General features: G+C 39.2%; 15 protein-coding genes. 6 read left to right on the top strand and 9 right to left on the bottom strand.

What is annotated here, in order from left to right; genetic code table 11:
• Positions 1-1,161: 1,161 nt before the first annotated feature.
• Positions 1,162-2,874, top strand: a complete 1,713-nt coding sequence (locus C1A47_RS13295) for an arylsulfatase (RefSeq protein WP_111895502.1) — start codon at positions 1,162-1,164, stop codon at positions 2,872-2,874.
• A 204-nt stretch (positions 2,875-3,078) separates the two neighbouring features.
• Positions 3,079-4,059, top strand: coding sequence for a formylglycine-generating enzyme family protein (locus tag C1A47_RS13290; RefSeq protein ID WP_111895509.1), 981 nt, complete (start codon positions 3,079-3,081; stop codon positions 4,057-4,059).
• A 210-nt stretch (positions 4,060-4,269) separates the two neighbouring features.
• Here C1A47_RS13290 and C1A47_RS13285 read toward each other — a convergent pair whose 3' ends face one another.
• From C1A47_RS13285 to C1A47_RS13275, 3 genes are all read right to left on the bottom strand, one after another.
• On the bottom strand, positions 4,270-5,220 hold the full coding sequence (locus tag C1A47_RS13285) for a LysR family transcriptional regulator (protein ID WP_111895501.1): 951 nt from the start codon (positions 5,218-5,220) through the stop codon (positions 4,270-4,272).
• A 749-nt stretch (positions 5,221-5,969) separates the two neighbouring features.
• The gene (locus C1A47_RS13280; protein ID WP_111895500.1) at positions 5,970-7,082 is read right to left on the bottom strand and encodes an S-(hydroxymethyl)glutathione dehydrogenase/class III alcohol dehydrogenase; all 1,113 of its coding nucleotides are present in this window, start codon (positions 7,080-7,082) and stop codon (positions 5,970-5,972) included.
• A gap of 20 nt (positions 7,083-7,102) precedes the next feature.
• Entirely contained in the window at positions 7,103-7,378 is a 276-nt protein-coding gene (locus C1A47_RS13275) for a metal/formaldehyde-sensitive transcriptional repressor (protein WP_111895499.1), read from the bottom strand.
• Between the two features lie 396 nt (positions 7,379-7,774).
• On the opposite strand from C1A47_RS13275, the gene C1A47_RS13270 reads away from it, so the two are divergent.
• The 4 genes from C1A47_RS13270 to leuA all read left to right on the top strand — a co-directional run bounded on the left by C1A47_RS13270 (position 7,775) and on the right by leuA (position 12,599).
• Positions 7,775-8,419, top strand: a complete 645-nt coding sequence (locus C1A47_RS13270; protein WP_111895498.1) for a TetR/AcrR family transcriptional regulator — start codon at positions 7,775-7,777, stop codon at positions 8,417-8,419.
• An 83-nt stretch (positions 8,420-8,502) separates the two neighbouring features.
• Positions 8,503-9,480 carry an MDR family oxidoreductase gene (locus tag C1A47_RS13265; protein ID WP_111895497.1) on the top strand — a complete coding sequence of 326 codons (978 nt, stop codon included), beginning with the start codon at positions 8,503-8,505 and terminating at the stop codon, positions 9,478-9,480.
• Positions 9,481-10,039: 559 nt separating this feature from the next.
• Positions 10,040-10,804 (top strand): AraC family transcriptional regulator, encoded by a 765-nt coding sequence (locus C1A47_RS13260; RefSeq protein WP_111895496.1) that lies wholly within the window; start codon positions 10,040-10,042, stop codon positions 10,802-10,804.
• A 97-nt stretch (positions 10,805-10,901) separates the two neighbouring features.
• Complete coding sequence (leuA, locus tag C1A47_RS13255; protein WP_111895495.1) at positions 10,902-12,599, top strand: 2-isopropylmalate synthase; 1,698 nt, start codon at positions 10,902-10,904, stop codon at positions 12,597-12,599.
• 109 nt (positions 12,600-12,708) lie between these two features.
• Here leuA and C1A47_RS13250 read toward each other — a convergent pair whose 3' ends face one another.
• The 6 genes from C1A47_RS13250 to C1A47_RS13230 all read right to left on the bottom strand — a co-directional run bounded on the left by C1A47_RS13250 (position 12,709) and on the right by C1A47_RS13230 (position 19,003).
• Entirely contained in the window at positions 12,709-14,073 is a 1,365-nt protein-coding gene (locus tag C1A47_RS13250) for an amidase (RefSeq protein ID WP_111895494.1), read from the bottom strand.
• 73 nt (positions 14,074-14,146) lie between these two features.
• A complete protein-coding gene (locus C1A47_RS17960; protein WP_205669597.1) occupies positions 14,147-14,524 on the bottom strand; it encodes an MFS transporter in 378 nt (125 codons plus the stop codon).
• Positions 14,518-15,474, bottom strand: a complete 957-nt coding sequence (locus C1A47_RS13245) for an MFS transporter (protein WP_205669596.1) — start codon at positions 15,472-15,474, stop codon at positions 14,518-14,520. Before C1A47_RS13245 ends, C1A47_RS17960 begins: the two co-directional genes overlap by 7 nt.
• A 165-nt stretch (positions 15,475-15,639) precedes the next feature.
• The gene (locus tag C1A47_RS13240; protein ID WP_227539783.1) at positions 15,640-16,932 is read right to left on the bottom strand and encodes a Zn-dependent hydrolase; all 1,293 of its coding nucleotides are present in this window, start codon (positions 16,930-16,932) and stop codon (positions 15,640-15,642) included.
• A gap of 14 nt (positions 16,933-16,946) precedes the next feature.
• Positions 16,947-17,801, bottom strand: coding sequence for a MurR/RpiR family transcriptional regulator (locus tag C1A47_RS13235; RefSeq protein WP_111895493.1), 855 nt, complete (start codon positions 17,799-17,801; stop codon positions 16,947-16,949).
• Positions 17,802-18,553: 752 nt separating this feature from the next.
• Positions 18,554-19,003 carry a bacteriohemerythrin gene (locus tag C1A47_RS13230; protein ID WP_111895507.1) on the bottom strand — a complete coding sequence of 150 codons (450 nt, stop codon included), beginning with the start codon at positions 19,001-19,003 and terminating at the stop codon, positions 18,554-18,556.
• Positions 19,004-19,101 lie beyond the last annotated feature (98 nt).

The following is a 19,101-nucleotide window of genomic DNA, read 5'->3' as shown; positions in this document are numbered from 1 at the left end:
AATTAAGGAACGCTTGGGGTGACGAAGAAAATCTAGACGATCACGAATGGACTCATCTAAGAAAGGTTCAACACGTTTTAACTGCTGCAAATAATTATTCCATGCAGTACTACTTTGACTTACATATGAAAGGTTAGACATCACTTAATCCATTTTCGGCTATGTGTAAAACGGCTTCATGAGTTTCCAATTTGATGAACCGAGGTGTGTTCAGAAAAGGAAAATTAATTAAAAAATGTGTGCTAAAAGTAGGAGAAGTACTGTTCCAGCACCTATTTATAGTCATATAGCCGATTAAAAAAAGCACGAAAATAAGTGCAATTTCTTCAAGAAAATAAGTTGTATGAATATTCCTTTTTTTCATTGTTGAAAGCGATTATTTTTATAAAACATTTGAAATTTCATGTATTTAATTAAATTGAATCCTTTATAGGATAAAATTTCTACAACCTGAGTTATCAATTTTTTTATAATAGAGCTGATAAGCAGATAATGACTCATAGTTGATTTCAAAATCATCTGTAATACTTTGAATTTTACTTAGCTATAGTAGATATATCTTTGAATATATGTATATTTTTAATTTTTAAAGAAAGGTTTTAAATTCTTAAAGTGAAAGAATTTATATAAAATTTCAGAAATCCTAAGCTGAACTAGAAAAAATCTTAAGCATTGAAAGTTTTCTCCAGAAATTTCCAATAAATTGACTCAAATTTTTAGCTAAAAGATGCTTATAAAATAGAAAACTATTCAGTGTTTGAATATGTATTTCCTCAAGCTTATATAGAAAACATTAAAAATTTCAGCATATTTAGTAGGTAAGCCTGAAAACAGGGACTTTGAAAGACAAAGTGATGATCATCATCTCTTTCTGTTGTCCTGATTGATTGGATGATAATCATATTAAATATAAATAAATCAAAAGATTAAATTTAATAGCACATTGAGTTTTGGTTATAAATCACACAATATATACAGATAGACCATCTAGAACATAATGTTTAGTCATAGAATTAACATCAAAATAGAAAATATTTATATGCACTATTGTTCGAAAAATGTGAACACTGAAGTTGCTTCTAAGTCATTTTTCTTTTGTACTTTTCTATATACAGTTTTGCATGGATTTTGCAAAAAATTAATTCTCATCAAGGATTTGATATGGTAATTAAAAAATTGGCACTCGCGACTTTATTTGTCCCGACACTATTATGTGCATCTTTAGCCAATGCCGCTGTACATAAAAAACCAAACGTGTTGATTATTCTTGCGGATGACTTAGGGTATTCAGATTCAGAACCATTTGGTAGTGAAATTAAAACCCCAAATATTAAAAAACTGGCACAGGATGGTGCGCTTCTAACCAACTTCCATGCAGGCCCGACTTGTTCAGTTACACGTTCAATGCTACTTACAGGAAATGATAGCCACCAAGCTGGTCTTGGTACCATGGCTGAATTGTTGGAGCCAGAACAACGTGGTAAAGATGGTTATGAAGGTTCGTTGAATCAAAGAGTAATGACATTACCTGAAATTTTAGATTCTCAAGGCTATGTGTCATTTATGGCTGGAAAATGGCACCTAGGCAAAAACCCAGACAGTATTCCTTCAGCACGAGGCTTTACGAAATCCTTTGCCTTGATCCCAGGTGGTGCAAGCCATATGGATGCTCAACCGCTCTTGCCTGGTCACTATAAAGCGCTTTATATGGAAGATGGTAAAGAAGTCTCTTTGCCTAAAGACTTTTTCTCGACCAATTACTATACCGACAAAATGCTGTCTTACCTGAAGAATGATCGTAAAAAAGGTCAGCCTTTCTTCGCATATTTAGCCTACACGTCACCACATTGGCCGTTACAAGCACCCGATGCATTTTTAGCAAAATATAAAAATTCCTATAAAGAAGGCTATGAATATATCCGTAGTCACCGCTTACAACGACAAATTGCTTTAGGTCTTATTCCGAAGGGAACCAAAGCCAATGTTCCATTGGCTGATAAATTACCAGCATGGGATCAATTGACACCAGCTCAAAAAGCTGAGCAAATCAAAACCATGCAGATTTATGCAGCGATGATTGATAACTTGGATTTCAACATCGGTCGCGTCATCAATTATTTGAAAAAATCTGGCGAGCTAGACAACACTTTCATTCTCTTTATGTCAGATAATGGCGCAGAAGGAGCCACACCAGAAACGGTAAGTGAAAGTAAAAATGGAATACGTGACTGGGTAGACAAGAATTTTGACAACAGTCTGGAAAATATGGGTAGAAAAGGTTCCTATGTCATGCTTGGGCCACAATGGGCACAGGTTTCAGAAACACCATTCCCATATTTTAAAAGCTTCTTGGCCGATGGTGGTATTCATGTCCCTGCGATTATCCGTTATCCAAAACTGGTAAAAGAAGGGGTGATTAAATCGAACTTCATCCATGTTGAAGATTTTGTACCAAGTATTTTACAACTCACTCACACCCAACACCCAACAACATTTAATGGTCACCCAGTTTTAAAAATGGAAGGCTCTTCATTCTTACCAATTTTTAAAAATCAAAAATTACCTAAAAGATCATTTGGTTGGGAATTCAATACACGTCGTGCCTTATACCGAGGGGATTGGAAATTACAGTTGCAGGCACCACCGTATGGCACAGGTTCTTGGGAACTGTATAACCGTAAGACTGACCCAAGTTACTTGCACAACGTTGCCGCTCAACATCCTGACATCGTGAAAAAATTAGCAAAAGACTGGGATCAATATGCTCAACATGTTGGTGTAGTCACAGCGCCAGCTCGACATAAATATGGTCAAGTGAATTGTTTGTTTAATACATGTGTTGGACCTGCAAATTTAGTAAATGCTGGTGAATGATTCAAAAATGTAATCACAATAGAATAGACTTCTTTCATAATTACTTACACCCTCTTTATTTTTCTCCCTGAGCAAATTGAAATATTTTGCAATGCAGCGCAAGAGAAATAAAAAGGGCTTATGAAAGAAGTCTAATAACTATTCTATTGTGATTAAGCTTTGAGATTTAATCAGTTACATAGATGAAATAGGCAATCAGGGATGATGAATTTATTTAAACACTTCACCATAGCAGGAAGTATCTTACTCTCTGCTTGCAGTACACCTTCACCTCCTTCTCATACCGATCAAGCAGATCCAGTAAAGTTAGGCGGAAAAACCCAATGCGAGCAATATTCAGGATTACCTAAGAATTGGGGCAAACAACCTGATGCGGGTATGGTTAAAATTCCAGGTGGAACATTCCAGATCGGAAATAACGACAGTTACCCTGAAGAAGAAGCGCTCTATAACAGTGAGCGTACCATAAAACCTTTCTTGATGGATGCCACAGAAGTCACCAATGCTCAGTTTCAAAGCTTTGTAAAAGCAACAGGTTATGTTACTCAGGCAGAGCAGCAAGGCGATGCAGCCGTATTTGTACAGCCGAAAGAGAGAGTCAAAGACTTAGGCTGGTGGAAATTGGTCAAAGGGGCAAACTGGAAACACCCTTGGGGTCCAAATGTCAGTCGTCAAATCAAGCCAAATGAACCAGTACGGATGGTGACATTAAAAGATGCGATTGCCTATGCAGATTGGTTAGGTCGGGATTTGCCGACAGAAGCACAATGGGAATATGCAGCGAAAGGTTTTACCCATAAACGAGATATCAGTGCTGATATGAAACATGTGAATGCCAATGTCTGGCAGGGTGATTTCCCTTATCACAACGATGCTACAGATGGATTTGCTGATGTCGCGCCTGTGGGTTGTTTTGAAGCTAATGGTTTTGGTCTCTATGACATGATTGGTAATGTTTGGGAATATACCAAGAGCCCATGGTCAGGAAACCACGATGACCATATGGGTATGAGCCAACTTACTGCCCACCAAAAGCCTACATCTAATTTCTATACTATTAAAGGAGGGTCATTCCTGTGTGCAGATAATTATTGCCATCGTTATCGTGCTTCAGCCAGACAGCCTCAGGAAATTGACCTCGGTATCAGCCATGTTGGTTTCAGGACAATTAAAAATATTAATTAATTCAATTTCTTAATAATTTTTTCATGTGCTTGAATCATGTCATTGTAGTACATATATGCTATGCCATGTTAAGGAAGCTATTGTGTTGTGACCGAGCTCATGCTTCCGAGACTCTCAAATAATCAAAAGCTTTATGCATCTCAAAATTTAGGTATGGCATATATGCCCAACGTTGAGTGTCAATTCATTTTGTTTGTGAGATGGCTTTGATTATTCAAAAAATTTAACTTTTTCAGATAAGTATTTAGCATTGATTAATTCGATATCCCAACTAGGGATGATATCTAGTCGAGCGATTAAAAAATCTAGAAGTTTACGGATTTTTGAGAGGTTTTTGGAGTTCACTGGAAAAACTGCGCGTAATCCATAATTTAATATTGGATAATCAGGCAATACGGTTACGAGTTGTTTGTTCATTAAGTATTTGTGCGCAACTAAAGTAGGAAGGCAAACAACACCGCCACCGCTTAGTGCAAAGTCACGCAATAAATGAGTTGAAGATGATAGTAGATGAGTATTGATTTCCATTTCATGGAATTTGGTATTTTTTAAATATTGGATTTTATTGCGTGTTGGTGAACTAGAATAATATCCTATAGAAATTTCTTTTAACTGCTCTGGCTCTTGAATATGTTTAATGTTATTTAAATATTCGGGAGAACAGCATAATATGCGGTTCACATTAAATAGCTTGCGTTCAACTAAGCTTTCTCCTGTTGGTGGAAACATTTGAAAAACAATATCAAAACCTTCTGTAATTGGATCAATAACTCGATCATTTACAGCTACATCAATATTTAAGTCTGGATATTCTTTTAAAAAGATTGTGAGAAGATGTCCAAAATAATCAATAGCAAAACCTGGTGCCATATGAATTCTTAACCGACCTTGCATTTTTGAAGTCGCATGTGCCATTTCATCTGCGAGAATTTCGAATTGTTTGATGAGTGTTGCACACTCTCTGTAATATTGTTCACCAATATCGGAAAGTCTTACAGAACGGGTACTTCGGTGGAACAATGGGGCTTTAATGAAATTTTCTAATTGTTGGATACGATTACTAATCACAGATCGAGTTACACCAAGTTGTTCAGCCGCTTTAATAAAACTGCCACACTCAGCAACACGTACGAATGCTTCCATGCACTGTAATTTATCCATTTTGTATTCCTTCGATAATTCAATAGACTTCTTTCATAATTACTTACACCCTCTTTATTTTTCTCCTAGAGGGAGAAATAAAAAGGACTTATGAAAGAAGTCTAATAAAATTACTTTTAAAAATTAAACCTTAAGATGAAATAAGCTTTAAATTTGATTTTCGAAGATAATCGGAGAGAGCTTAAAGTTATTTCAAAAGTACCAATGACTAATTTGGTTAAAAGTTCTATTTTTTCATAATCCATCCATAGATCAGTGGTTTTCAACTAGACGCACAGTCGTTAACTTCACGATATAAAGCCTATAGACTTTATAATAACTTAGATTATTGACATGGAATTGATATTTTATATATAAAATTAAATTTTTCATAGTATTATCAAATAATTAAAGCTATTATTTCTAGGTGAAATAATTAAAAGAAGTCTATTATAAAACCAAGAGAATTGATCATAGATGTGGAATGCCAGATAGCCTATGCAAATTGTTATAAAGCTGAATATATTTTTATAAGATTGCATTCATAAATTAAAAAATGGTCATTAATGCTGAATTAAATTGAGATTAAAAGTTCCTTTTACTTTGGGGATAAGGAGCATTGTTCCGCAAGTGGAGGCGAGTACGAATGATGATTTATTTTTAGAAAAAGACTTATGAAATAAGTCTATAGCACATGATTTTTGAATTGTGGTATCCATGCACAGCGATCATTGAGCATGTGCATGGAAAAGAACAGCAGGGGATGTCGATTATTCGTAATGAATCACAGAACGGATAGATTTACCTTCATGCATTAAATCAAATGCTTCATTAATCTGATCTAAATCCATGGTATGTGTTACAAATGGCTCAAGTTGAATGTCGCCCTTCATCGCATCTTCAACCATACCAGGAAGTTGCGAACGACCTTTTACGCCACCAAATGCTGAACCTAACCACTTGCGACCTGTAACAAGCTGGAATGGTCGAGTCGAAATTTCCTGACCTGCACCCGCAACACCAATAATGACAGATTGGCCCCAACCACGATGCGCACATTCAAGTGCAGAACGCATAACATTAACATTGCCGATGCATTCAAATGAGTGGTCTACTCCCCAGCCTGTCATTTCAACAATCACGTTTTGAATTGGCTTGTCGAAATCTTTAGGATTTAAAAAGTCTGTTGCACCAAATTCTTTTGCGAGCGTAAATTTATCTGGATTGGTATCAATCGCAATAATACGACCTGCTTTTGCCTGTCGCGCACCTTGTATGACAGCAAGACCAATACCGCCTAAACCAAAGACTGCAACACTGTCGCCTTCTTGTACTTTCGCTGTGTTATGGACTGCACCAATACCTGTTGTTACGCCACAGCCGAGTAAACAGACATGCTCAGGATTCGCTTCAGGATTGATTTTTGCGAGTGAAACTTCAGCAACGACGGTGTATTCACTAAATGTTGAACAACCCATGTAGTGGAAAATAGGTTGACCATTGTAAGAAAAACGGGTGGTGCCATCTGGCATTAAACCTTTACCCTGAGTCTCACGAACTGCAACACACAGATTGGTTTTACCCGATTTACAGAATAGGCATTCGCCACATTCAGCTGTATAAAGTGGGATCACATGATCGCCTGGTTTTACACTTGTAACACCCTCACCAACTTCGACAACAATCCCAGCACCTTCATGACCTAAAATGACTGGAAAAACGCCTTCAGGGTCGCTACCAGATAAAGTAAATGCGTCGGTATGGCATACACCCGTGTGAGAAATCTTGATGAGAACTTCACCTTTCTTTGGTGGTGCAACATCAACTTCAACAATTTTAAGGGGTTCGCCAGGGCCAAATGCAACGGCAGCACGTGATTTCATGGAGGATCTCCTGATAAAAGTTATTTTAAATATGACTTAAGAATTTTGGCTATATGGGTCAGTTCTTCACTTCGTTCAGTTTCCGTGGTTTCGCCTGACACTAAGGTATCCTTTAAATGGATTTCTAACATCTCATTCATTAGACCATTAATTGCTCCACGCACAGAACAAATTTGTTGCAGAATTGCATTACATTCCACATTGTTTTCTAAAGCATTTTCAATTGCTTGAGCCTGACCTATGATGCGTCTGACGCGTAGAAGAATCTTTTTCTTATCTTCAACTTGGTTTGGCATAAATTTCATCCATTCAGACTATTATAGTATAGTACCCTATAGTATATAGATCGGCAATAACGGTTTAAATATTGACTGGTTTTTGACTCAAAATTTATAAGCATTCTTTCGTTGATGTTTTAAAGTCACACTGAGGAGATACGTTGATCAGTTAGCATCTATACTTAATAAAAAAAGTTAAACCAATATGAGCTTTATAAGTACCTTTTGAATTTTTGTCTTCGTCTGATTCGCTCAATAAGCAGATTTAGTGGGGGGAAATTGGATGTGTTTTTTATTTAAGTTATTAACTTATATAAAAATATTGAAATGAGTATGCTGGAATTTGTTTTTGAAGAAACCAAGATGAACTGAATTTCGGTTGATATTTCTAGATAGGTAGTCTATTTTATTTGTATGAATAACTTTTCCTTACCTAAAAGACCACGTGGTCGACCAACCAAACATGGTTGTAACTATGCAGACACGAAAGAAGTGTTAATCCGTCGAGGGATCGAGTTACTGACCGAACGTGGAATGAATGCCATGAGTTTGGACGATCTCATGAAATCTGTCCAAGTTCCCAAAGGGTCTTTCTATCATTATTTTTCAAATAAAGAGGCTTTTATTTTAGAAGTCTTAGATGCTTATGAGCTTTATTTTGTGAAACGATTAAATAAGTTTTTAAGTCAAACTGATCTTTCCCCATTAGAAAGGCTGCAAAATTTTGTAATAGATGCAGGTGAGAAGTTGCAAAAATACGACTTTAAACGCGGCTGTATTTTGGGGAACCTCGGTCAAGAAGTTGCTTATTTGCCCACTGAGATCATCGCCCGAATCGAAAGTATCTTTAAGGTATGGGAGAAAATGGTTTCCGATTGTCTGCATCAGTCTGATTTGCAATATCTACAATCTGATTGTGATGAAGCTGCGTATCAGTTTTGGATTGGATGGGAAGGTGCAGTTCTGAGAGCACGCTTGGTCAAATCCCCTAGTCCTTTAGATGCATTTTATCGTTTATTTGCTGTCGGAGTAGAACAGCTCAACCATATTAAAAATTAAGTAAAAAATGAATGCAGATGTTTGCATTTATTTTTACTTAATTCTAGACAAGTAGTCTAATTAAATAGAGAGGAAGTTTTATTATGTACACAGGTATCGTCATCACGAAAGATGAAGCAGGTTACATGTCAAAAATTGCAGAGATTGCCCCAAAGCCTTTGCAAGAAGGAGAAGTAACCGTTGAGGTCAAATATTCAACCTTAAATTATAAAGATGCTTTAGCGATTACTGGGCGTTCACCAGTGGTACGTAGTTTTCCGTTGATCCCAGGTATTGATTTTTCAGGTGTGGTACTTGAATCAAAACATCCAGCATGGAAAGAAGGCGACGAAGTTCTACTCAATGGCTGGGGCGTTGGTGAAAAATATTCTGGAGGGCTGGCTGAGCAGGTGACTGTGTCAGGGGATTGGCTCATCCAGAAACCTTCTGCCTTTTCTTTTAAAGATACGATGATCATTGGAACAGCAGGGTATACCGCTATGCTGTGTGTCATGGCATTGCAGAAGCATGGTATCAAGCCTAGCGATGGAAAAATTCTCGTGACGGGTGCAAATGGTGGAGTAGGTAGTATTGCCATTATTCTTTTAAACCATCTTGGTTATGAGATTACCGCTTCAACAGGTCGACCTCAGGAATCTGAATATTTAACGTATTTAGGTGCGAGTGAAATTATTGACCGTGCGGAATTATCTTCGCCAGGAAAGCCACTGAATAAAGAAATTTGGGCAGGTGTGATTGATACTGTGGGTAGCCATACTTTGGCGAATGCCTGTGCTGCAACCAAATATCGCGGTGCTGTTGCTGCGTGTGGACTGGCAGGGGGAATGGATTTTCCTGCGACGGTTGCTCCTTTTATTTTGAGAGGGATTACCTTATATGGAATTGATAGCGTGATGGCACTGATCGAATTAAGAAAAGAGGCATGGGAGCGTCTGGCTACAGAATTGGATAAAACAAAATTGGATGCCCTAACAACAGAAATCTCTTTAGCAGAGAGTCTGAAAGCTGCGCATGAAATTCTAGATGGAAAAGTCAGAGGCCGAATTATTGTCAAACTCTAGCGATGAAAGCTTAGAAACATTAAGCATGATCTTAATATGCTTTTGAAGCATTATGCATTTATGACACCTTTTTAGGTGTCTTTTTTTGCATCTAAAGTCGTGAGATACAGATACTCAATCTTGCATTTAAAATGAATTAAAATGCGCTGATCATGTTCAAGCATTCAAGCCATTTCAAAAACTGGCTTTGAAACAAGTCAGTTTTTAATGAATGAAATTGGGGAATAAAAAATTCAGCTGAAATACCCCGAACTTTCTATTATTTATCGTGATACAGAAAAGATGACACTCGATAATCCTAAGGCATGCATATGAATAAAATAACCTGTCAAACAGCATTACTTTCAGTGCCTACAGGTAATTGATTTATATCTAGCATATAGGCTTTGATTTCACGCGTGCATTATTGAGCTGTTGCTTTGCGTTAGCATTCCGCTAGATTACAAATACGCTTTCAGCTAATTTAACAGTTGCACTGTTTTCTAAAATTTATTTACTTTGATTCCTGCTTAATTTTCCAGATAAGATATTCTTCTACATTTTTAATATTCGAGAACTTGTGCACTACTGTCACGGTCAACTGAACTATCCCATTTACGCCTATGCGCAATCTTATACAGATGGGTATATGGAAGCGATGCATCAGCATGACCGTATTCAACTGTTGCATACCTTGTCAGGTGTTATTCATGTCGGTACTGAAGAAGGAATATGGGTCATTCCACCTTCAAAAGGGATTTGGATTCCAGAAAATAAAAAGCATTCCATTCAAATCTTTGGCACAGTGGAAGCCCGAGGCGTTTTTGTTGAGCCCTTTGCTCGAGCCGATTTCAATACCGAGTGTAGCGTTGTTGCTATTCCAAAACTCTTATCTGAACTGATTAATCAGGCGATTGAGATTAAAGATGAAATATTGCCACATACCCGAAATGAACGGCTTTTAGAACTCATCCTTGATGAAATCCGCTTTTTGGAAGAATTGCCATTTCAATTGCCCGAGGCACAATCGGCGGTGCTTAAAGACATCTGTAAAAGTATTAAAAATAATCTAGGTACAGTGAATCATTTAGAAGATCTCGCTCAGCAATATCATGTCAGTGCCAAAACCATTTCCAGATTATTTAAAAAAGAGATGAATATGAATTTTGGCGTATGGTTGAAACAAGCCAAGTTGTTACAGGCTTTGACCGATTTGGAAATGAAAAAACCGATTTTAAACATTGCTTTAGATTTGGGCTATGAAAGCCCAAGTGCATTTTCCTATATGTTTAAACGAGAAATGGGTTTAACCCCGACAGCTTATTTAAAGAAAAAATTCAATTAAGTTGTCCGTTTTTCGATATAAGTTGTCTATTTTTCAAATGAAAGACAAAATCAGATTGAGCATGCTGTTTTTATTCCCCAGATAGAGATGACACAGCATGTTAAATTATCCTCAAAATAAATATCGTCCATTTGAGTTTTTGGATTTTCCTGAGCGAACTTGGCCCAGTCAGAAAATTACCCACGCCCCGATTTGGTGTTCCACAGACTTAAGAGATGGTAATCAGGCACTTGCTAACCCGATGGATCATGCAAGAAAGTTTAAATTTTTTGAGTTACTTGTCGAATGTGGTTTTAAAGAAATCGAAGTGGCTTTCCCTGCTGCATCAGATACAGATTTTAATTTCGTCCGTTATTTGATTGAACAAAACAAGATTCCCGCAGATGTCTGTATTCAAGTGATGACACAGGCAAGATCAGATTTGATTGAGCGTACATTTGAAGCCTTGCATGGCGCAAAACAAGCGATTGTTCATGTTTATAACGCAACGGCTGAAGTTTTTCGTCGCGTGGTGTTCCAAAAGTCCAAGCAGGAAGTCATTGATTTGGCGGTTGCATCAACCCAGCAGATTAAAGCGTTGTGTATGCAGCATCCAGAAACGAAATGGACTTATCAATATTCACCTGAAACGTTTTGTTTTACTGAAATTGAATTTGCATTGGAAATTTGTGAGGCAGTCGCAGCGGTCTGGCAGCCCAGTATCGACTGTCCCATGATTATTAATCTTCCGACCACAGTTGAAGTCAGCACACCGAATATCTTTGCCGATCAAATCGAATATTTCTGTCAGCATTTTTCTCAGCGTGATCAGGTTTGTATCAGTATTCATCCGCATAATGACCGCGGTACGGGCGTTGCAACGGCTGAGCTTGCCTTGATGGCAGGTGCAGATCGGGTCGAAGGTTGTTTATTTGGCAATGGTGAAAGAACGGGTAATGTGGATTTGGTCAATATTGCTTTAAATATGTATACCCAAGGGGTTCATCCCAATTTGGATTTCTCAGATATCAAGGCGATTGCTGAAATTGTCCAAGAATGCAATGAATTACCGATTCATCCACGACATCCTTATGTGGGTGAATTGGTTTTTACGGCTTTTTCGGGCAGCCATCAGGATGCGATTAAAAAAGGGTTTAAAGCGCGTGAAAGTCAAAGCCATGCTTACTGGGAAGTACCTTATTTGCCGATTGATCCTGCCGATTTGGGATGTAACTATGAAGCAGTGATTCGGGTGAATAGTCAATCTGGTAAGAGTGGTGCAGCTTGGGTATTACAACAAAATCATGGCATTGATTTACCGAGAAACTTGCAAAAAGATTTTAGCCAAGTGGTGCAACATCAGTCAGATTCGAGCAAGCGCGAACTTTCTCATGCTGAAATCTGGCAGTTATTTTGTCAAAACTATGGCATTACCGAAAAAGATCGAAGATTTAAACTTTCCAATTACCAATCACATAAAAATCAGGAGTTGTTTGAAGTCAAAATCTCATTGCAATCTCAAAATGAGGTGATGCATTTGACTGGACGTGGCAATGGTTTATTGTCCGCATCGGTACAAGCATTAAATAGCAAATGGCCTTATAAAATTTCGATTGCAGAATATTTTGAACATACTCTTGGAAAACAAAGCAGTAGCCGTTCGATTAGTTATATTTGCTGTGTCGATGATCAGGGAAATCGTTATTGGGGTGTCGCGATTGATACCGATATTGCGACCGCTTCTATTCAAGCACTTATAAATGCTTTTGCAGGCGTGAATCAGCATGCTTGCAGTCAAGAACTTGCATTGAGTTAAAAGAAAAGATTTTTGTCTTTTCTATATTAGGTCATGGTCATCACAACAATTGCAAAAAGACGTTGTGCTGACCATTAGATCTAAATTAGAAGTGGGATGAATCAGCTTTTTATCCATCTGTTGAGTTAGATTGTAATGCCTGCTCAATCGCATAAGCCGCTTGTAATACACGTTGATCATCACCCGAAAAAGATGAAATCAGCCATGCGGTTGGGCGCTTTTTCTCACAAAAGCCATTGGGTAACGTCACTGCTGGCATATCTAAAAAACTGCCTGGCATGGTCAAACGCAGCGTACGAGCATTGGTCTCAAAAAATAGCTCAGTATCTTGTTCGAGCGGTGCAATTTCTGGGGCAGTATGCATCACGGTTGGGGTTAACAATAGACACCCTTGTAATTCCTGCTGAATCTGTTGTTGTAACTGCTGTTTAAGAAAATATAAGCGGATCTGTTTGGACGCAGGGAAATTGCGTGAGCGTTCCAAACGCTGGCGAATACGAGGGTCAATTTGCTCAGCTTGTTCTGAATCTAACAAGGCCTCATGTTTTGTAAAGGCTTCGGCTGAGCCTAACCATAAGCCTTGATCAATTAAATCTAAACTTTGCTGAAAGGCATCAATTGGGCGGTATTCAACATGGCAGCCTTGTTGTTTGAGCCATTTTATACGGTCTAGAAAATTGGCTTTGACAGCATCTGCAATTTTTTCATGTTGTAAAATTCGTGGATCAACCACAAATTGAAAGGCATTCACACGAGTGGGGAGTTCAGGCATTTTAAATAAGTTATTGCCTGTAATGAGTTGATCAAGCACCCAACAATCGCGAACACTATGGGTTAATGGCCCTAAGGTATCGAGGGTTTTGGAGAGTTCAAATACACCCTGTTTACTATAACGTCCATGACTACTGCGATATCCAACCAAACCATTCAGTGCCGCAGGAATCCGCACTGAGCCACCTGTGTCTGACCCCATGCCAATCGGCACACTGCCATGACCCACAGAAATAGCCGCCCCTGAAGATGATCCCCCTGGAATACAAGCGGGGTCATAAACATTTTTAGGCGTTCCAAAAAAAGGATTGAGTCCGAGCCCAGAATAAGCAAATTCTGACAAGTTGGTTTTGCCCAAATTCACCATGCCCAGTTGTGTGAGTTGATTCACTAAAACAGCGTCGTGTTTTTTCATCGCGCTATTTGCCAGTACGGCTGAACCTGCTGTGGTTTGCATGCCTTGTAGATCATATAAATCTTTCCATGAAATGGGCACACCATCAAAAATCGATAAAGGTTGACCTGCATCCCAACGTGCTTTAGCTGCCCATGCTTCACGAAATGCCCGCTCTTCACAGAGTCGGATATAAACCGAGTCGTTTTGATTGGCTTTTTCCAGTGCATGTTCAAGTGCTTGAACTGGGTCAAGTCGTTGTTGCAAAAATTGTTGGGAAAATGAAACGGCATCTTGGACATCGTGCATAGTGATCAACCTCATGTTCTCAATTGGCAGCAGGGCAAAAATCAGATTCGAACTGCTGCCTTAAAATGTTGTTTTAAGGATGAATGGACAAGGCTTTACCCACTTTAACTTGCTGTGGTTGAATTTTTTTCTCAGGCTGAATAAACAGCATGCAACACATACTAAATAGGGCAATCCCTGCGGTCACATAAAAAATGGCGTTGTATGAATAATACTGTGCCAACCAACCTGATAGCATCGGTGCAATAATCGAAGCCAAGTTGGCAATCGCAAGGGTAAAGCCCGAGAAAGAACCGACATTGGCATTGGGTGATACATCGATAATTACAGAGTAATACACATTGTTGACCGTTGCATTGCAAGCATTTCCTAATGCGATGAGAGCAATAATCGCGGCTGCCGAGTGCATATGTGGAATCATCACAAAACACAGTGCTGTTAAGGTTAACATGACGCCAGCGAAACCATTGCGGGCAATTTTAAATTAAAATGACGGTATAAATAATCGCTAATATAACCACCAAGTAACACGGTAATGGTCGAGCCAACCCATGGAATCATGGCGATATACCATAAAGAATGCAGGTCGTAATGGAAGGTGTCTTGTAAGTACTTTGGCCCCCAAGACATGATGGTAAAAGTAATATACAAGAAAGTGAAATAACCAAAGGCATTCAGCATTAAGGTACGATTTTTGAAAAATGACCACCACGGTAATTTTTCAGCATTTAACTCATAGTCACGCCCTTCTTGAATATATGCCAATTCTTGAGCCGAAACTTTAGGGTGTTCATTTGGTTTGTTCTTAAATACCACATAAAACAACGTCATGAACAATAATGACAGCACACCTAAACAGACAAACATGGTTCGCCAGTCATGCGTCACCATTAGCAAAAAGACTGCAATTGGGGCAGTGAGCAGACCTGCAACTTGAGTACTGACCAAGCCAAAACTTAAAGACAGACTTTGTTCTTTTTTCGGTGTCCAGCTGGCAATTGACTTGCTCATTAGGGGGTAAGCAGGGCCTTCAGACAAACCAAAAATGACCCGAATCATGGCAAAGCCGACTAAGGCTGAACCAAAGAAGAATGTGCCGATATTGCCTGCCCAAGCAGTCAAAATTTCAACAATCGACCATAGGATCCCAAAACATATCCAGACTCGCTTGGTACCAAAACGGTCAGCCAGTACGCCACCAAACAAGGCACCAGCCAAATAACCAAAGCCGAAATAGCCGAGAACCGCGCCAATCTCAACTTTAGACAATCCATATTCCTGAGAAATATCATTGATCGCAAAAGGCAACGCCCCACGATCAATATAATTCACCAAGACCAACGAAAACAGCAACGCAAAAATACAATAACGATATTTTGAAGTTTGTGGAGCAATAGTCATGATAACGTCCTCGTTCAAGTCAAACTGTAGTGACAGCAGGAGCTTTCCTGCTGTGCTGAATACTTCAAGTGAAAATCAACAACAGTTTTAGTAAGGCAGTTCGCCTTACCGCCCACAGGCATGGCAACCCGTGGGGTGACGCATGGATTGGCTTTTTTTATTGGGTTAAATGTGTGCTCCATTGGCAAGTTCATGCATGATTTGCAACAGAATATTTGCCCCGCGTTCAACGTCTTGATCATGGGTGAATTCTTTGACGTTATGGGAAAGTCCAGCAACACTTGGTACAAAAATCATGCCTGTCGGGCAGAGTGTGGAAATGACTTGGGCATCATGTCCTGCACCGCTTGGCATGCTTTTTACCGATAAGTTTTGCTGTTCGGCTAGTTCTGCGACACGCTGCACAATGCGAGTATCAAAAGCAACAGGATCAGATTTTGCCAAATCACGGACAGAAATTTGCACGCCTTCAGCCTGAGCAGCTTGCTCAGCGAAAGTCATGATTTGCTGATGGACATCGGCGAGAATTGCGGCATTGGTATTGCGAATATCGAGAGTAAACACCGCTTTATTGGGAATGACATTGACCAAGTTGGGTGTGAACTGAATTTGTCCTACAGTGGCTAATTGTCCTTGCCCCGTGCTTTGTACCAAACTTCGTGCAAAAGTCGCAATTTGCATGGCGACAATCCCTGCATCATGCCGTAATGCCATCGGGGTTGTACCTGCATGATTCGATGTTCCTGAAATAGTCCATTCCATCCAGTGAATGCCTTGTACGCCAGTGACAGCCCCTATCTGAATATTTTCATGTTCAAGCACAGGGCCTTGTTCGACATGCAGCTCCATAAATGCATGAATGCGCTGATTCCCCACAGGTGCATCGCCCAAATAACCAATCCGTTCAAGGTTTTCTTTGACGGTTGTGCCATCAATGCCACGGGTCTGATAGGCTTCTTCTAGACTCAATTCGCCTTGGAAAACCAAACTGCCCATGGTATCGGGTGGGAAGCGTGCGCCTTCTTCATTGGTAAAAAAGGCAACCGCAATTGGATGTTGGGTCTGAATATTGGCATCATTTAAACTGGCAATGACTTCTAAACCAGCCAATACCCCTAAATTACCATCGTACTTTCCGCCTGTGCGTACCGTATCAATATGTGAGCCTGTCATCACAGGTGGTAAATCTTGCAGACCTGCACGAGTCGCAACCACATTACCGATGGCATCAATTGAAATACTGAGTCCTAAATCTTTCATCCACTGAATGACTTGATCACGACCCAATTTGTCTTCATCGGTCAAGGCAAGACGGCAAACGCCACCGCCTGCAATCGCGCCAATTTCACCCAGTTCAGCAATTCGTTTCAGTAAACGCGCTCGGTTAATTTTTAAGGTCGAGGGCATGGCTCGATCAGCATAGTTTTGTTCAATTGCGGTCACAGCGGCTGTATTCATTGCAACTCCTTAGATTAGAGATCTAAATCTTGATAGTGGTCATGTAACTGCTCAATTTTGTTTAATCGGTCTTGGGTCAACTCGCGTTGTTCAACGGCAAGTTGGGTGCATACGGCATTGATTAATGAAGTCGCAGCGGTATAAGAGTCGAACATACCTGTGCTACGAATCCATGTGCGTAAAGTCAGTTGAGTTGGAACTGAAAGTTCAGTAGCAGAAAGATCGGTGAAACGTAAAATTTTGGCGTTGACCATAGCGGCGTGTGCCGCAATCTGCTCAATCAATGTGACGCGGCGACGGTAGTCCATCATCAGCACTAAATCGTGTTCCGATAAATCCACCAGTTCTTCAGTCAGGTGCATGCCGTTTTGGCTGGGAATCAGCACGACATTGCTTCGAATTTGACTGAGCAATAACCACATGTAATGTGCCAAATGACGACTGCTACGAAAGCCCACCACATAGACTTTTTCAGCCTGCTTCATCAGTTGCAGTGCTTGTTTGAGTTGCTGAGCTTCTATCTGTTCAAAGGTTTGTGCCAAATTGCGCATTTCATTGGCAGCATGCTGTTCGACATAGCTCAGTTCATTTTCAGCATATTTGCCAGTCATCATCAAAAAAAGTGGGGAAGCAGTGTCTTGACTCTGACGTGCCTGTAAGCGTAGCTCACTAAATGAAGCGTAACCGAGTCGCTTAAAAAAACGCACCGCAGTGGCTTTGGATACACCTGCCAGCTCTGCCAATTCAGTTGCCGAGTACGATGCCAGTTGTGAAACATTGTCTAGCATGACTTGGGCAAGACGACTCTCGCTGTCCGTGAGCGTTTGGCCCAAGGCTGAAATTTTCTGATGAATGCTTTGTGCTGACATAAAACAACTTCCCAAAGAAACAAATGTTTCATTTGAAATTATTTTTGCAACAAATGTGCCATTGTTTTTAAGATATTGAATTTATTTACGTTCATTATTTAGTTATGAACAATGAAGATAAAAAACTGGGCAGTTAGAACGTGCTTGCACTAAAACTGATCGTGTCAGTGCATTTTTAGAGGATGATTTTTCAGTATGTTGAACTATGAGACTGTAGACTGATCAGGACATATGATAGCCGAATACATCCACCTTATTTGTACGCTACAACGTACATAAAAATGGGTTAATTTCCTGTATTCACGCTAGGCTAGATTTCTTATGATGAATTCATCAGGAACAGGAAGTTCCAGAACATAAAACAAAAATAATAAGTTCTCGCATCAGGAACGTGAGGTACGACAGGAGTTATACCTAAGCAACTCATACGAAAAACCTCGACAGGATGTCGGGGTTTTTTATTTTAGAGGTTTAATTCGACTGACTTCAATCAAGGGATAGCGTTGAGCATCTAACCAAGATTTCTGTATAAGACTTCTTCCATAATTGCTTACACCCTCTTTATTTTTCTCCCTGAGCAAATTGAAATATTTTTCAATGCAGCACAACAGAGATCAGAAGGACTTATAAAAGAAGTGTATAGATAAAAATTTGACTGAAAATAGACAGGGTAAGATACAAAAACGGTAATCAGTTTTACCGCTTTGTATGCTGGACGAGGCTTGCTAATGTGAGTGTAAAGCCTGATTTTTCTACTTAAAAAAACGTGCGAACCAGCTTTTCCCTTTTTTCTTTTCTTGTGCTTGTAAATAACGCAACATGTTTTCACGGACAGAAAGGACGTAATCTTGATCATCATGTTGAATATGATTAATCAACCACTTTGAAAGTAAACGATGCAAGTCATTTTCAACTGCTTCGCCTTTTGCAAACCGATGGCGATACTCGTTCAGCCGTTTGACAAAGATGTCATGTATCCCTTTATGAGAGGGCAAATATTGATACATGACTTGTTCAAGTAAATTTTCTTCGAAACTAAAATGTGATTGGGTATAGTCAATCAGATCATCTAAGATTTCTTGAATTTTATGACGATCTCCACTGATTCGAATTTGGTCTAAAGCATTGATATAATCTAAAATTTGACGATGTTGATGATCAATGACATCTATTCCAATATTATAACTTTCGTTCCATTCCATATCGGTGCTCTTGTAAATTGTTATGTTGAAATGTTTTTTAATATAAATTTTGGGTGGCAAATAAACTTGCCCAATTAATCCCATATAAATATTATGGG

The organism is Acinetobacter sp. MB5 (assembly GCF_003261585.1).
In the GTDB taxonomy this organism is placed as follows: Bacteria; Pseudomonadota; Gammaproteobacteria; order Pseudomonadales; family Moraxellaceae; genus Acinetobacter.
This window is presented reverse-complemented; position numbering and strand designations above follow the sequence as displayed.

What these genes read in the sequence shown, in the direction of transcription:
- C1A47_RS13295 (WP_111895502.1), top strand. Translation starts at nt 1,162, where the DNA reads ATGGTAATTAAAAAATTGGCACTCGCGACTTTATTTGTCCCGACACTA.
- C1A47_RS13290 (WP_111895509.1), top strand. Translation starts at nt 3,079, where the DNA reads ATGAATTTATTTAAACACTTCACCATAGCAGGAAGTATCTTACTCTCT.
- C1A47_RS13285 (WP_111895501.1), bottom strand. Translation starts at nt 5,220, where the DNA reads ATGGATAAATTACAGTGCATGGAAGCATTCGTACGTGTTGCTGAGTGT.
- C1A47_RS13280 (WP_111895500.1), bottom strand. Translation starts at nt 7,082, where the DNA reads ATGAAATCACGTGCTGCCGTTGCATTTGGCCCTGGCGAACCCCTTAAA.
- C1A47_RS13275 (WP_111895499.1), bottom strand. Translation starts at nt 7,378, where the DNA reads ATGCCAAACCAAGTTGAAGATAAGAAAAAGATTCTTCTACGCGTCAGA.
- C1A47_RS13270 (WP_111895498.1), top strand. Translation starts at nt 7,775, where the DNA reads ATGAATAACTTTTCCTTACCTAAAAGACCACGTGGTCGACCAACCAAA.
- C1A47_RS13265 (WP_111895497.1), top strand. Translation starts at nt 8,503, where the DNA reads ATGTACACAGGTATCGTCATCACGAAAGATGAAGCAGGTTACATGTCA.
- leuA (WP_111895495.1), top strand. Translation starts at nt 10,902, where the DNA reads ATGTTAAATTATCCTCAAAATAAATATCGTCCATTTGAGTTTTTGGAT.
- C1A47_RS13250 (WP_111895494.1), bottom strand. Translation starts at nt 14,073, where the DNA reads ATGCACGATGTCCAAGATGCCGTTTCATTTTCCCAACAATTTTTGCAA.
- C1A47_RS17960 (WP_205669597.1), bottom strand. Translation starts at nt 14,524, where the DNA reads ATGTTAACCTTAACAGCACTGTGTTTTGTGATGATTCCACATATGCAC.
- C1A47_RS13245 (WP_205669596.1), bottom strand. Translation starts at nt 15,474, where the DNA reads ATGACTATTGCTCCACAAACTTCAAAATATCGTTATTGTATTTTTGCG.
- C1A47_RS13240 (WP_227539783.1), bottom strand. Translation starts at nt 16,932, where the DNA reads ATGAATACAGCCGCTGTGACCGCAATTGAACAAAACTATGCTGATCGA.
- C1A47_RS13235 (WP_111895493.1), bottom strand. Translation starts at nt 17,801, where the DNA reads ATGTCAGCACAAAGCATTCATCAGAAAATTTCAGCCTTGGGCCAAACG.
- C1A47_RS13230 (WP_111895507.1), bottom strand. Translation starts at nt 19,003, where the DNA reads ATGGAATGGAACGAAAGTTATAATATTGGAATAGATGTCATTGATCAT.